We start from the raw sequence: 13636 nt of genomic DNA, 5'->3' as shown, positions 1-13636 counted from the left end.
GTCGACGGTGCCCGGCCCGGCACCCCGGTCCCGTTACTCGGGGTCGACGGTGCGCCAACCGGAATCCCCTCGCAACCCACGCGCCTTCATCAGTTGAGGGCATCCGGGTCGAGCCGCAGGATCAGTTTTCCGAGTTTGGTGTACGCCGAGTTCATGTCTGCAGCGGCATCGAGGATCGCCAGCGACGGCGGTGGTGCTTCACCGCCTGCACTCGATGTCGCGCCTTCGCCCGCCGCAGCATCCCGATACACCGTCATCAGGCGGTTGTGGGCGTCGACCGCCTGATTGAGAATCTCTTTGAGTCCAGCAGCCAATTCACTCATAGCATCCCTCCGTAACTGACCTGGTAGTTGAGCTGGGCCCAAGCAGCGTCTCACGCCCGTCGCATCCGACTCCGCTGAACGGCCCCAGCCCACGCGACGTGCAGGAGAAGCGCGGGAAGAACCAGCATGGCGGCGTGGTTGAGTTGTCTTATGAGCCAGCTGACTATGTACACGACCACGTGGTGCGGATACTGCAACCGCCTCAAGACGGGCCTCAAGGCCAACGGGATCTCCTGGACCGAGATCAACATCGAGGAGGATCCCACCGCGGCGGCCTTCGTCGAGGGCGTCAACGGCGGCAACCAGACGGTCCCCACCGTGAAGTACGAGGACGGCAGCACCGCCACGAACCCTTCGCTCGCCGACGTCAAGCGCAAGCTCGGCGTCTGACCCCCGGCCGGCCGCCGAAAGTCCGGTCATTCGTCTCAAGGATCCTCGAGACGAATGACCGGACTGTCTTCATTCTCCGCGCACGGCCCGCGCCGCGGTGGCCGTCTTCATCACCAGTCGCCCGGGCCGCCCGCGTACCGGGACGAATCCGTACCGCCGGTAGAACTCGTGCGCGGCATCGTCGATCGCGTCCACGACGATCACGCGTCCGCCACTGATCTCCGAGGCCTCCACGGCCTTCTCCAGCGCGTCCAGAAGCAGTTGCCCGCCAAGGCCACGCCCCTGGTGATCCCGGCTCACCGCCAGCCGCGCGAGCAGGTATCCCGGGATCCGCGACACACCACCGGCGATCGGCGACGGCACACCGTCCGCGGCGCGGTCCACCTCGGTCGGGCAGAGCGCGTAGTAGGCCACCACTCGCCTGTCACCCGGCGCGGTCCACACGTACGTCCGCGCGATCCCCGTGGAATCCGCCCGTCGCGCGAACGCATGGAGCCAGGAATCCAACCATGTGTTGCCCGAGTCGAATTCCTCCACCTCGTGCGTCTCGTTCAGGCGCTCCGAATCGAACATCAGGGCCGGCGGTAAGCCCGGGGCCGCCGTGCCAGCTCCGCCAACGCCGGTGCCTCGTCCGCACGATCGAGGCCATCGAGCAGTTCGTCGAATTGATCTGCGGGCATCGACGTGGTCAGCGCGTCTTGGAGCACCTCCTCCGCGCGGGACAACGCGGCCTTGCGCACGAACTCGGACGCGGGCTCAGCAACGATGCTCGCCGCGCGGTTGATCCGCGCAACGGTCTCCTCGTCGACTCGTACTTCCAACCTGCGGGTCTTCGCAGCAGTCATGGTCGGTCACCTCTCCTACGGCCAGTGTACGGACACTGTCCGTACACTGGCCAGAGGATTCTGCCTCGGTCTTACGCCGCTGCGAGCGCGGCCCGCCGCTCCCCGATCCGGGCGACGTAGGTCTTCGTGAACAGCGCCGGCACCGCGAACGCCGCGACCTGCACCGCGATCCGCACCGGCTCCGACTCGCCCGTCGCGACGCACACCGCGCCGAGCAGCGCCGCCGCCGCGAAGGACACTGTCCACACCGCGGTGATCACCATGTTGACGTGCAGGAACATCGGATGCCGCGCGGTCTCCTCGTCGACGGAGCGGCGCGCGATGGCCAGCGTGAACGGCCGGCCCGTCGCCAGCCCCACACCCGCGATCACCGCGAGCCACCCGGAGGAGAGGGCACCGTCGTACGCCTCGAGGGGCGAGTGCGGCGCCGCGAAGGCGAGCACGGCCAGCGCGGCGAAGTACACGGCGCCGCCGAACTCGAGGGCACCGGCCCGAATGCCCGCACGCCGATCGAGATGCAGCACCACCGCGGTCGTGGCCAGCGCGCCGAGCGCGCCCCACTGCCAGCCGACGGTCGACGACGCGACCGCCAGGACGATCCAGGGAAGGAAACCTCGTACGTAGCTCACGGGAAGAAAACTACGAGCATTTCGCGCGGGAGCCCTCGTCCCGCGGGTGGAGATCCGGGTGGAGACCTACTGCGCCGCCCACGCCTCCGTGATCGCGCGGGCGATGGAGATGGAGTTGGGCAGCAGGAGTGGCGCCTCCGGGGCGTCGGTGCTCCAATCCCCCGCCTCCAGCGCCTCCCGGACCTGCGTCCGACTGAACCAGTGCGCCTCGGCGATCTCGCCGTCACGGAAGTCGAGCACCGCATCCCGCGACGCGCGGGCCGTGAAGCCCAGCATCAGCGACCGCGGGAAGGGCCAGGGCTGGCTCGCGACATAGGTGATCTCGTCGACCGCGATCCCCGCCTCCTCGTGCAGCTCGCGCGCGACGCACTGCTCCAGCGACTCCCCCGGCTCCACGAACCCCGCGAACAACGAGAACAACCGCTCGGGCCACTGATGCTGCCGGCCCAGCAGGACGTGGTCGCCGCCGTCGTGGACCAGCGTGATCATCGCGCCGTCGGTGCGCGGGAACTCCTCGCGCCCGTCGGCGGTGGTGCGTACCCAACCCGCCTTCCCGGGGACGGTCGGCGCACCGTCGACCGGCGAGAACCCTGCCGTGGCATGCCAATTGAGGATGCCGAGGGCCTCGCCGAGCAGCGCGGAGTCGACCGGGGACAGCAGGTGGCCGCGCATCCGGAGGTCGGCACCGTCGAAGTGCTCGACGCGCAGCGCGAAGACCGGCACACCGTCGACCCGGCCCAGCAGCACCGCGTCCGCCGGGCGCGACGACGCGACCTCGTGGCCGCGCGCGAAGACGAGGTCGGTGCCGTCGAGGTCGAAGCGGCCGCGCGGGTCGATGCGCAGCACCTTCGCGGTCGCCCAGGCGGCGTCGAGCGCGGATTCGTCGGCGCGCAGTTCGTCGGCGCGGTCGACGTGGAAGCGCGACAGGAGCGGGGGCACGGTCAGACTGAGCTTCGCCACACTCATCATCGTAGGCTGACGACATGATCGAACCGTTCGTGGACGCCGCCTGGGTGCGGGCCAACCCCGGCGTGATCCTCGCCGACACCCGGTGCTACCTCGACGGGCGCTCCACCCGCGAGGCCTACGACGCCGGACACCTCCCCGGCGCGGTGTACGTGGACCTCGACGGATACCTCGCCGCGCCGGCGACCCCGGAGGCGGGCCGACACCCTCTCCCGACGCCGGAGGCCTTCGCCGCCGGACTCTCCGCGGCCGGCATCGGCGACGGCGCGACGGTCGTGGCCTACGACGACGCCGGCGGCGTCATGGCGGCGCGACTCGTCTGGCTGCTCCGGTCGATCGGCGAGTCGGCCGCGCTGCTCGACGGTCCGCTCGGCCCCCTCGACGACACCGGCACCGTCGTGCCCGCGCCCGCGACCTTCACGCCCAGGCCCTGGCCGGCGGACCGTCTGGCGACGATCGACGAGGCCGCCGCGGGCGCCGTCCCCGTCATCGACGCGCGCCCCGCGGACCGGTTCCGCGGCGAGAACGAGACCATCGACCCTCGCGCCGGGCACATCCCCGGGGCCGTCAGCGTGCCGTGCCGGGACAATGTGTCCGACGGTGCGCTGCTCCCCGTCCCGGAGCTCCGGGCCCGGTTCGAGGCGGCCGGCCTACGGGCCGGCGAGGACTTCGTCGCCTACTGCGGTTCCGGCGTCTCCGCGTGCCACAACCTGCTCACCGCTGAGCACGCCGGTTTCGACGGCGGCCGTCTCTACCCCGGCAGTTGGTCGCAGTACGCCTCCACCGACCGCCCCGCGGCGACCTCGATCTGACCTGCAAGGGCCGGAGATATCCATAGCTCAGGTGTGGATAAATCCACACATGACCTATGGATTTATCCACACATGATGTTGTCATTACTCCAGACGTGGACTACCGTCAGAGAATGAGTTCGTACCTTCCGCGCGTCGTCGACGAGGTACTCGAGCGGCGTTTACGCACGTCGGGCGGACTCCTGATCCGCGGCCCGAGGGCGTGCGGGAAGACCGAATCGGCACGAAGACTAGCCCGCTCGGAGATCCGCCTCGACTCCTCGTCACCGGAGGTCGCGCTCGCGCGAACCGATCCGATGCTGGCGCTCGTCGGCGCTACTCCGCGTCTTCTCGACGAGTGGCAGGAGATTCCGGAGATCTGGAACGCCGTCCGGCACGAGATCGACGATCGACGCGAGCGCGGCCAATTCATCTTGACGGGTTCGGCGACGCCACCCGACGATGCGCGCCGCCATCCCGGCGCGGGCCGCATCTCGTCCGTCGCGATGCGCACGATGACCTTGGGCGAACGCCGCGCTCCGGGCGCGGATGCGTCACTGGCAGCACTGTTCGACGGCACCCTGCTAGCCAACAGTGGAACGTCCGCGAGCGTCGCCGACTACGCCGACTGGCTGGTGTCGGGCGGCTGGCCGGGCTGGATCGACTTGCCTGCAAGCGACGCCCGGACCAATGTCCGGTCGTACATCGAGGAGATCAGCGAGCACGACTATCCGGAAGTCGCCGGCGCTCGCCGCGACCCGCGCCGGATGATCGCGTTCCTCACCGCCTATGCAGGCGTGATCGGGCAACCTGCCTCGTACGCCGCCATTGCGCGCCGGATCGGCGAGATCAGTGGCGTCGAACCGTCGGCTGCGCTCGTCCCCGTGCTCCACGACTTCGCAGCCCGACTGTTCCTCATCGAGGACCAACCGGCATGGGCCACACGGTTACGATCCCGGACCTCCTTGCTCCAGACACCGAAGCGGCACCTCGCGGACCCGTCGCTCGCTCTGTCGCTCCTCGGCGCCACGCCCGGCCGGCTCCTGATGGACCTGGAGACGCTCGGGATCGCGTTCGAATCTCAGGCCGTGCACGATCTGCGCGTGGTCGCGGACGCGATGGGCGCACGCGGCGTGTTCCACCTCCGCGATACGAAGGGGCGCGACGAGATCGATGTCGTCGTCGAGGCCGAGGACGGCGCGTGGGCGGGTTTCGAGGTCAAGCTCTCGCACCGGCACCTCGACGCCGCCGCGGCCAACTTGATCCGGGTCGCGGCCAAGGTGGAGCGCCCACCGACCGCTCTGGCCGTCATCATTCCCACAGGCCCCGTCGCGCGTCGTCCGGACGGCGTCTGGGTGATCCCGCTCGCATGCCTGCGCCCCTGACCCACGGACCAACCGAAGGCCATCGGACGCGGATCAGCGCGCGGACGTCAGTTCGGGACCTTGGCGTCCGCGTTGCGGACGAACAGCAGGCGATCGCCGGCCTCGACCACGGCGACGGCGGGCGAGTCGACGCGGTAGAGATGGCCCTTGCGGACCACGCCCAGCACGATGTTCGGCAGGTGCCGTGGCGAGCGGCCCACCTCGACGCGGGTGACCTCGCGCTCGGCGATGTTGAAGCCGTCGCCGGGTGAGAGCAGGTCCTCGATCATCTCCACCACCGATGGGGTGGTGGTGGCCATCCCGAGCAGCCGGCCCGCCGTCTCCGAGGAGACGACCACCGAGTCCGCGCCGGACTGGCGCAGCAGATGCGTGTTCTCGGACTCGCGGATCGACGCGACGATCTTGGCGCGCGGCGCGAGCTCGCGGGCGGTCAGTGTGACCATCACCGCGGCGTCGTCGCGGTTGGCGCCGATGATGATCGACGCGGCGCGCGGCGCGCCCGCGAGCCGCAGCACGTCGGCCTTCGTGGCATCGCCGCGGACCGTCACCAGCCCGTCGATCTCGGCGAGCTCCAGTGCGGCCTGGTCCGTGTCGACGACGACGATCTTGCCCGGCTCCATGCCGTCGTTGATCATCGCGCTCACCGCGGTCCGGCCCTTCGTGCCGTAGCCCACGACGATCGTGTGGTTGTGCACAGCTGACCTCCAGCGTTGGATCTTGAACGCCTGGCGGGACCGCTCCGTGAGCACCTGGAGCGTGGTTCCGACCAAGACGATGAGGAAGAGGATGCGCAGTGGTGTGATCAGCAGGACGTTGATCAGGCGCGCGGATTGGGTCACCGGCGTGATATCACCGTAGCCCGTGGTCGAGAGGGAGACCGTCGCGTAGTACAGGCAGTCGAGGAAGCTCAGCTGCGTCTCGTCGCTGTACTTGCCCTCGATCGCGGCGTCACGGTAGCCGCCGCGCTCGAGATAGACGACGAACACGGCGACGAACAGCGCGCCGAGCGCGACCAGGATGCGAACACCGATGGCGCGCCACGGGTTCGTCGAGTCCCCCGCGGGTATGCGCAGGACGCTGACGAGCGCGTGGTCGGGGAGATCCGTCAGCTCGGATTTGCTCCGACGGCGGAACTTGCTGCGTGCAGTCATACCTGTCCTGGACGATCCTTCGCACGAACGCTGGTCAATACCCGTCCGGTCTAGCACGTCGCCGGAGCCGACGTGCAATCTGCCACAATCTTGAGATGGTGTCCACAGACCATCCCGCCCGTCGCACCGATAAGGCCGCGAAGGGCATGGCGCTCTCCCTGGCGGGGATGGGCGTCGCGCATTTCGTCGCGCCGAAGCCCTTCGACGCGATCGTTCCGCCGAACCTGCCGCTGGGCCTGTCACCCCGTCGGGCCACCCGGCTCTCCGGCGTCGCGGAGCTGACCACCGCTGCGCTCCTGGCATCCCCGACGACGCGCCGGCTCGGCGGCGTTGCGGCCGCCGCCCTGTTCACGGCGGTGTTCCCGGCGAACGTCTACATGGCGCAGCAGTGGTCCGACAAGCCCCTGCCGCTGAAGCTGGGCGCCTACGCCCGGCTCCCCCTGCAACTTCCGATGGTCGTCACGGCCGTCAGGATCGCGCGCGACAGCGGCGGGCCCGCCTGACCTTCAGCGCTCCCCGGCGCTCGTGATCAGGTCTGCGAGACCGGCGTGGTCCAGCAGGTCCGACGGTGCCACCGTCTCCGCCGAGCGCACGTAGAAGAACGCCGCCCGCACATCGTCGACGGGTACGTCCCGCAGCCGCGCCCAGGCCAGGCGGTACGCCGCCAGCTGCACGGCGGCCGCCCGCTCGTCGGCGGGCTCGGTGGGCCGTACTCCCGTCTTCCAATCGACCACCGTGAACCCGCCGCCGGGGTCGCGGAACACCGCGTCCATCCGGCCGCGGACGACGGTGCCGGCCGCGGCGATCTCGAAGGGCACCTCGATATCGACGGGGGTGCGCGCCGCCCACTCGCTCTCCTCGAACCGCCGCTGCAGCAGGGCGAGGTTCTCGTCCGCGCCCGCGTCACCGTCTGCGGCGCCGGGCAGCTCGTCGAGGTCGAGCAGCCGTGATGCCCCGTACCGGCGCTCGAGCCACGCGTGGAACGCGGTGCCGCGCCGCGCGTACGGATTCGGCTTGAAGGGCACCGGGCGCCGCAGCCGGCTCGCGAACGTGGCGGGGCTGCGCCGCAGCTCGACGAGCTGGCTCACCGACACCTCGCGCGGCACCGCTACCTCGAGCTCCGCCTCCGCCTGCCGCGCGCGCTCGGCGAGCAGCGCGGTCACCTCGGCCGCCCAGCCGTACGGGTCGTCCTCGTCCGGACCGGGCTCGGCGGGCGCCTGCGCGAGCGCCGCCAGGACGCGCTCGGCCCCGGCGTCGATCGCCGGACGGTGCGCCGCCAGGAAGTCGCGCGGCCACGGTGCCTGCACCGGCTCCGCCTCGAGCGGATTGGGCGCGTCCTCGAGCGGCTCGCCGGCCCACTCCCGCACCGCGTCGGGCGCGTGATCGCGGGCCGCCACGAGGAACCTCGACGGAGCCTTCGGCGTCTTCACGTCCTCGCTCCAGTAGTGACCGGAGAGCAGGAGCACCGACTGCGTGCGTGTCACGGCGACGTAGAACAGCCGCTCGTCCTCGTGCATGTTCATCGCCTTGAGTGCCTTGCGGTGCGCCTCCAGCGCGTCCTCGAGGTCCTTGCGGTTGTTGCAGTCGGACAGGTCCGGTCGCGGCACTCCATCCGTCTCTCCCGGCTCCGCGACGTCCCCGCGCAAGGTGGGCGGCAGTTCTGCCGCGCTGGAGAGCCAGGTGGGCATCGCGCGGCCCGACGGGAAGATGCCCTCCGACAGGTGCGGCACCGCGACGACGTCCCATTCCAGGCCCTTCGCCGAGTGCACCGTCAGCACCTGGACGCGGTCGGTGGCGACCTCCACGTCCCCCGGCGTCAGGCCGCCCTCGACCCGTTCCGCGGCGGCGAGGAAGCCGAGCAGGCCCGGCAGCGTCGCGGTCGGCCGCTCGGCGTAGGAGACGACCACGTCCGCGAAGGCATCGAGGTGCTCGCGGCCGGTGGCGCGCCCGCCGAGCTGACGCGCGGCGCGGATCCGGGTCTCGATGCTCACGCCCAGCACCCGCTCGGCCTCCGCGACGACCTCCGGCAGCGGGTGGCCGAGCCGCTCGCGGACGTGCCGGACCTCCCGGTCCAGCGAGCGGATCTTCGCCAGTCCCGCGGGCGAGTAGTTCGCGTCGGGGCCCGGGTCGGCGATCGCGTCGCCGAGGCCCGCCGCATCGAGGGACTCGGACGGCAGCGTCGCGTCCAGCGCGGCGTCGAGTTGATCCGACGTGGAGACCAGGCCCGTGGCCGCGCGGCCCGTGGTGTGCGCGATCCGCCGCGCACGGTCCCACAGCGCGCGCAGATCGGCCGCGCCGAGCTGCCAGCGCGGCCCCGTGAGCAGGCGCATGGCGGCCGTGCCGGCCAGCGGCTCGACCGCGAGCCGCAGCAGCGCGACCACGTCCTGCACCTCCGGGGTGTGCAGCAGGCCGCCGAGGCCCACGACCTCGACGGGCACGCCCCGCTCGCCGAGCGCGGCGGCGAGCCCGGCGGAGTCCGCGTTGCGACGGACGAGCACGGCCACCGTCGGCGGCTCCTCCCCCGCCTCGATCCGGCCGCGCCACTGCTCCGCGATCGCGTCGGCGACCCAGTCCCGCTCGTCGATCACCGTGGGGTGCAGGGCGATCCGCAGGTCTCCGGGCGGCGCATCGGGCCTGGCCTTGAGCTCGGAGACGGGGACGCCACGGCTGCGCAGGTCCTCGGAGACCGCGTTGGCGAGATCGAGCGCACTCGTCGGGTTGCGCCAGCTGGTGAGCAGCTCCCGGCGCGGCGCGGGGGTAGCGCCCGCGCGCGGAAAATCCGTGGCGAACCGGGGCAGGTTGGCCGCCGAGGCACCGCGCCAGCCGTAGATCGACTGGATCGGGTCACCGACCGCCGTGACCGCTGCGGCCCCCGCCGGGCCGCCGAACAACGACGCGAGCAGCATGCGCTGCGCGTGCCCGGTGTCCTGGTACTCGTCGAGCAGCACGGCGCCGAACCGCGCGCGCTCCAGCGCCGCGACATCGGGATTCGCCAGCGCGAGCTGCGCCGCGAGCCCCATCTGGCTACCGAAGTCGAGCACCTCCCGCGCCCGCATCTCGGCCGCGACGCCCCGCACCAGCGGGATGAGTCGCCGCCGTTGCTCCTGGATCTCCGCCGCCTTGAGCAGCGCCGCGTTGGGCGCGGCCTTCTGCCGCGGGCCGGGCGGCAGCAGCCCGATGAGCCGTTCCAGCTCATCGTCGTCGGCCTCGAGCCGATCGGGCGTCACGAGGTGGTCGGCGAGCGCTCCGGCCAGACCCAGCACCGCCTCGGTCAGACTCGTCGGATTCTTGTCGACCTCGATCGCACCGTCCCACCCGGTGACCACGTCGTACGCGATCTGCCAGCGCTCGGTCTCCGAGACGAGCCGCACCGACGGCTCGACCGGCAGCAGCATGCCGTAGTCGCCGAGCAGCCTGCCCGCGTAGGCGTGGTACGTGCTGATCTCGGGTTCGACGGTGCGCAGCGACGCCCGGAGCTCGCCCGACGGGTCGATGCGATCGACCACCCCCGCGCCCGCGAGCCGGGCGAGCCGCTTGCGCACACGGATCATCAACTGCTGCGCGGCCTTGCGCGTGAAGGTCAGCCCCAGCACCTGGTCGGGTGTGACATAGCGGTTGGCGATCAGCCACACCACACGGCCGGCCATCGTCTCCGTCTTGCCCGCCCCGGCGCCCGCGACCACCAGGCACGGGCCCAGCGGCGCCTCGATGACCGCGCGCTGCTCCTCGGTGGGCGCGAAGGCCTGGCCCAGCTCGTGCGCCAGGTCGACCGCCGAGATCAGCGGCGCGTGCGGGAACCCCTCAGTCATCGGTGACCGCCCTTCCCTTGTCCACCACCGGGCAGCACGAGGCCACCGCGCAGTGCTGGCACGAGGCGTTGAGCGTGGCCGGGAACACGGGCCCCCGGGTGCGCCGCGCCGCCTCCCGGATCACGCCGAGCCACTCGTCCACATCCTCGGGCGCCAGCGCGTCCTGCTCGCGGACGGTGGCCCCGGTCTTGTTGTGCGACTTCGCCACGTACACCAGCTTGCCGCCGCCCGGGATCTCCGGGACGCCGCCGATGCCGCCGTGCGCCAGCGCCACCTGATAGGTGCGCAGCTGGGCCTGCGCCTGTCCCTCGGCCTGCGTCGGCACGGTGCGGCCCGTCTTCACGTCGACCACCACCGCCCGCCCGAGGGCGTCGCGCTCGAGCCGGTCGATCCGGCCGCGGAGCCGAACATCGGGCTCGTCGCCGCCCGCGGCGGCGTCTGCGGGAATGACCGCGTCGACGCCGATCTCCACCCCCGCCTCGGTGAGCTCGCCGCGGCTCCCGGCCAGCCACGCGCGGAAGGACTCCAGCATCTCCTCGGTGCGCGCGAGCTCCCGCTGCGCGAACCAGTCGGCCTCGAGATCCACCCGGTCCCAGACCTTCTCCAGCGAGCGGGTGACCTCGTCCTTCGGGATCCGCCCGGCGACCGCCTGCACCAGGGTGTGCACCAGGTTGCCGGTGGCCTGCTTGGCCGAGTCTCCGTCGCTCCCGCCGAACCGCTCGAGCATCCACCGCAGCGCGCACGCCGACAGCGCCTCGACGTTCGACGGGGACAGCGCCACCGGCCCGTCATCGGGCTGCCACAGCGGGTCGTCGGTGCTCGCGCCGGCCAGGCCGTACCAACTGTCGGGATGGGCGCCGGGCACCCGGTCCGCCGCGAGCCGCGCGAGCTGCCGGGCGGCGTGCTCGCGCTCGGCCTCGCCGCGCTCGGGGTCGCAGGCCGCGGTGCGCAGGACCGCCACCAGGGTGCGTAGGTCCAGGGAGGCCGACGGTGCGCTCTCCACCGCGGGGGTGTACGTCTCCGGGTCCTCGTCGCCCGACGGTGCGATGCCCTGCAGGAACCGCGAGGGCACCAGGTCACCCTCCCCGTCCGCGGTGTCCACCGCCGTGATGAGCAGGATGCGCCGGGCCCGCGAGCACGCCACCAGCAGCAGACGCCGCTCCTCCGCGAGCATCGGGAGCGAGCGGGACACCGTCGGCAACGCGGACGGATCCATGCCGTCGAGCGCGTCCAGCAGCTCGTCGGTGCCGAGCAGCCCGCCGCGGCGGCGCAGGTTGGGCCAGCGCCCCTCCTGCACCCCGGCCACGGCGACCACGTCCCACTCGCGCCCCACGGCGCTGTGCGCGGACAGCAGCGTCACGCCCGGGACGGTGGCCTGACCACCGCGGCCGCGCGCGCGGTCGGACCGCGGGATCTGCAGTTGCTCCAGGTATTCGATGAAGGCGGCGACCGAGGCGGTGGGCAGCGTGTCGGTGAAGTCGGCCGCCGAGTCGAACAGGCCCATCACGGCGTCGAGATCGCGGTCGGCCTGGTCGCCGAGGGTGCCGCCCCGGAGCGCGAGCGCGCCCCACCGGGCCGCCAGCCCGGTGGCGGCCCACGCGGCCCACAGCACCTCCTCGACCGTGCCGTGCTCGGCGGCCGCGCGGGCGGCGCGGATCGCCGCGAGCACCCGCTCCACCGGCTCGGCCTCGAGTTCGGTCAGCACCGCGCGGTAGGGGGCGAACTCGGACGACTCGGTGAGCACCGCGGCGAGGATCTCGGCCGAGCCGCGCTCCTCCACCGGATCCGCCCGGCGCACCGCGCGGCGCACCCGCCGCAGCGTGAGCGGATCGCCGCCGCCCACCGGGCCGGAGAGCAGGGTGACCGCCTCGGCCGGGTCGATCCCCTCGGGAGCGACGGCGGCCCGCAGCACGAGCAGCAGCGCGTGCACGGCGCGCTGCCGCGCCAGCGGCACGTCGTCGGCCGGGACGGTGACGGGAACGCCGGCGTAGGCGAGCGCGCGCCGCAGCGGCGCGACCGATGCCGACACCGAGCGCACGACGATGGCCATGTCCTCCCACGGGACGCCGCCGAGGACGTGCTCGCGGCGCAGCATCGCGGCGATGGCATCGGCCTCCTTGGCCGGGGTGGAGAACAACCGCACCGCGGCCGACCCCGGGCGCGGGCGCTCGGGCGCGATGGCCCCGAACCGGTGCGGCAGCCGGGCCGAGACCCGGTTCACCGCGGCCGCCACCTCCTCCCCGAAGCGGAAGCTGCGCTCGAGCAGCACGTCCCGCTCCGGCGGGACCTCCATGTTCTGCAGGAACCGCGTGCTGGCCCCCCGGAAGGAGTTCACCGCCTGGTCCGGATCTCCGGCGATCACCGTGAGCTCCGTGCCCGTGCCCAGCAGCCGGATCAGCGCCGACGCCAGCGGGTCGAGGTTCTGCGCGTCATCGACCAGCAGGAACCGGATGCGCTCGCGCTGCTGCGCGAGCAGCGCATCGTCGGTGGCCAAGGCCGTGACCGCGGCATCGATCAGCTCCGCCGCATCGACCGCCGGGGCCACCGCCTGGGGCCCGGCGAGCCCGACGGAGCCGCGCAGCAGTGTGGTCTCCTGGTACTCACGCAACGCGTTCGCAGCCGCCAGCCACTCGCCGCGGTTGTACCGGCGGGCGAGTGCCTCGATCTCCTCCGGCCCCGCCCCGCGCTGGGCCGCCTGCGCGAACAGGTCGCGCAGCGCGCCCGCGAAGCCGTTCGTGACGAGCGCCGGCCGCAGCCGTTCCGGCCAGAACGCGCCGCCGTCGTCGAGGTTGCCGCGCAGCAGCTCCCGGACCACGGCGTCCTGCTCCGAACCGGTGATGAGCCGCGGCGGCGGGCTACCGGTGCCGGCGGCCTGCAGCCGGAGCACCGCGAACGCCAGCGAGTGCACGGTGCGTACCAGCGGCTCGCCGGAGGCGTGCACGCCCTCGCTCCCCGCGAGCACCCGTGCGGAGAGCTCGCTGCGCAATGCCCCCGCCGAGCGCTTGTTCCCCGCGAGGATCAGCACGGACTCCGGATCGACGAACGGGTCGGTGAGCTTGGCGACGGCGATGTCGATCACCGCGGCGGTCTTGCCCGTGCCCGGCCCCCCGCGGATCCGGTACGGGGACCACCCGCCCATGTCCAGGGGCAGTGCGCCCGACGCGGGTGCGGCGAGCTCGGCGATCGGCCCCACCCACTCGCGGACCGGGGGCGGCTCCGGGGCCGTGTACTGCAGCCGCAGGCGCGGCCGACGGTGCCTACCCGCACCGTCGGCCCGGGAAGCGTCCCCGCGGGAACCGCCCGCTCCACCGCCGACCATCACGCACCCCCTTCCGCTCGCGTTCGTC

At 72.3% G+C, this 13636-nt stretch carries 12 protein-coding genes; 4 read left to right on the top strand and 8 right to left on the bottom strand.

Going from position 1 to position 13636, the window contains the following annotated elements:
• Positions 1 to 89: 89 nt before the first annotated feature.
• A complete protein-coding gene (locus HF999_RS08175) occupies positions 90 to 323 on the bottom strand; it encodes a hypothetical protein (RefSeq protein ID WP_168545395.1) in 234 nt (77 codons plus the stop codon).
• 150 nt (positions 324 to 473) lie between these two features.
• Between HF999_RS08175 and HF999_RS08170 the strand changes: the two genes are divergently transcribed.
• Positions 474 to 713 (top strand): mycoredoxin, encoded by a 240-nt coding sequence (locus HF999_RS08170; RefSeq protein WP_068743841.1) that lies wholly within the window; start codon positions 474 to 476, stop codon positions 711 to 713.
• A gap of 69 nt (positions 714 to 782) precedes the next feature.
• On the opposite strand, the gene HF999_RS08165 is transcribed toward HF999_RS08170, so the two are convergent.
• From HF999_RS08165 to nudC, 4 genes are all read right to left on the bottom strand, one after another.
• Entirely contained in the window at positions 783 to 1286 is a 504-nt protein-coding gene (locus HF999_RS08165; protein ID WP_168545393.1) for a GNAT family N-acetyltransferase, read from the bottom strand.
• Complete coding sequence (locus tag HF999_RS08160) at positions 1286 to 1558, bottom strand: type II toxin-antitoxin system TacA family antitoxin (RefSeq protein WP_168545392.1); 273 nt, start codon at positions 1556 to 1558, stop codon at positions 1286 to 1288. The genes HF999_RS08165 and HF999_RS08160 overlap by 1 nt, the downstream gene beginning before the upstream one ends.
• A 71-nt stretch (positions 1559 to 1629) precedes the next feature.
• Positions 1630 to 2187, bottom strand: coding sequence for a hypothetical protein (locus HF999_RS08155; RefSeq protein ID WP_168545391.1), 558 nt, complete (start codon positions 2185 to 2187; stop codon positions 1630 to 1632).
• A 66-nt stretch (positions 2188 to 2253) separates the two neighbouring features.
• Entirely contained in the window at positions 2254 to 3156 is a 903-nt protein-coding gene (gene nudC / locus HF999_RS08150) for an NAD(+) diphosphatase (RefSeq protein WP_168545390.1), read from the bottom strand.
• A gap of 14 nt (positions 3157 to 3170) precedes the next feature.
• On the opposite strand from nudC, the gene HF999_RS08145 reads away from it, so the two are divergent.
• Positions 3171 to 3965, top strand: a complete 795-nt coding sequence (locus HF999_RS08145; RefSeq protein ID WP_168545389.1) for a sulfurtransferase — start codon at positions 3171 to 3173, stop codon at positions 3963 to 3965.
• Positions 3966 to 4021: 56 nt separating this feature from the next.
• Positions 4022 to 5329: an ATP-binding protein gene (locus tag HF999_RS08140; protein ID WP_312854062.1), complete on the top strand. Its 1308-nt coding sequence runs from the start codon at positions 4022 to 4024 to the stop codon at positions 5327 to 5329.
• A gap of 47 nt (positions 5330 to 5376) precedes the next feature.
• Here HF999_RS08140 and HF999_RS08135 read toward each other — a convergent pair whose 3' ends face one another.
• Positions 5377 to 6480 carry a potassium channel family protein gene (locus HF999_RS08135; RefSeq protein ID WP_168545387.1) on the bottom strand — a complete coding sequence of 368 codons (1104 nt, stop codon included), beginning with the start codon at positions 6478 to 6480 and terminating at the stop codon, positions 5377 to 5379.
• 95 nt (positions 6481 to 6575) lie between these two features.
• Between HF999_RS08135 and HF999_RS08130 the strand changes: the two genes are divergently transcribed.
• Positions 6576 to 6983 (top strand): DoxX family protein, encoded by a 408-nt coding sequence (locus HF999_RS08130; protein ID WP_168545386.1) that lies wholly within the window; start codon positions 6576 to 6578, stop codon positions 6981 to 6983.
• Positions 6984 to 6986: 3 nt separating this feature from the next.
• Here the strand turns inward: HF999_RS08130 and HF999_RS08125 are convergent, their stop codons facing one another.
• The gene (locus tag HF999_RS08125; RefSeq protein WP_168545385.1) at positions 6987 to 10289 is read right to left on the bottom strand and encodes an ATP-dependent DNA helicase; all 3303 of its coding nucleotides are present in this window, start codon (positions 10287 to 10289) and stop codon (positions 6987 to 6989) included.
• Positions 10282 to 13608 (bottom strand): ATP-dependent helicase, encoded by a 3327-nt coding sequence (locus HF999_RS08120; RefSeq protein WP_168545384.1) that lies wholly within the window; start codon positions 13606 to 13608, stop codon positions 10282 to 10284. The genes HF999_RS08125 and HF999_RS08120 overlap by 8 nt, the downstream gene beginning before the upstream one ends.
• Positions 13609 to 13636: the final 28 nt, after the last annotated feature.

It is taken from the genome of Tsukamurella spumae (assembly GCF_012396015.1).
GTDB lineage: Bacteria > Actinomycetota > Actinomycetes > Mycobacteriales > Mycobacteriaceae > Tsukamurella > Tsukamurella spumae.
This window is presented reverse-complemented; position numbering and strand designations above follow the sequence as displayed.

What these genes read in the sequence shown, in the direction of transcription:
- HF999_RS08175 (WP_168545395.1), bottom strand. Translation starts at nt 323, where the DNA reads ATGAGTGAATTGGCTGCTGGACTCAAAGAGATTCTCAATCAGGCGGTC.
- HF999_RS08170 (WP_068743841.1), top strand. Translation starts at nt 474, where the DNA reads ATGAGCCAGCTGACTATGTACACGACCACGTGGTGCGGATACTGCAAC.
- HF999_RS08165 (WP_168545393.1), bottom strand. Translation starts at nt 1,286, where the DNA reads ATGTTCGATTCGGAGCGCCTGAACGAGACGCACGAGGTGGAGGAATTC.
- HF999_RS08160 (WP_168545392.1), bottom strand. Translation starts at nt 1,558, where the DNA reads ATGACTGCTGCGAAGACCCGCAGGTTGGAAGTACGAGTCGACGAGGAG.
- nudC (WP_168545390.1), bottom strand. Translation starts at nt 3,156, where the DNA reads ATGATGAGTGTGGCGAAGCTCAGTCTGACCGTGCCCCCGCTCCTGTCG.
- HF999_RS08145 (WP_168545389.1), top strand. Translation starts at nt 3,171, where the DNA reads ATGATCGAACCGTTCGTGGACGCCGCCTGGGTGCGGGCCAACCCCGGC.
- HF999_RS08140 (WP_312854062.1), top strand. Translation starts at nt 4,022, where the DNA reads ATGGATTTATCCACACATGATGTTGTCATTACTCCAGACGTGGACTAC.
- HF999_RS08135 (WP_168545387.1), bottom strand. Translation starts at nt 6,480, where the DNA reads ATGACTGCACGCAGCAAGTTCCGCCGTCGGAGCAAATCCGAGCTGACG.
- HF999_RS08130 (WP_168545386.1), top strand. Translation starts at nt 6,576, where the DNA reads ATGGTGTCCACAGACCATCCCGCCCGTCGCACCGATAAGGCCGCGAAG.
- HF999_RS08125 (WP_168545385.1), bottom strand. Translation starts at nt 10,289, where the DNA reads ATGACTGAGGGGTTCCCGCACGCGCCGCTGATCTCGGCGGTCGACCTG.
- HF999_RS08120 (WP_168545384.1), bottom strand. Translation starts at nt 13,608, where the DNA reads ATGGTCGGCGGTGGAGCGGGCGGTTCCCGCGGGGACGCTTCCCGGGCC.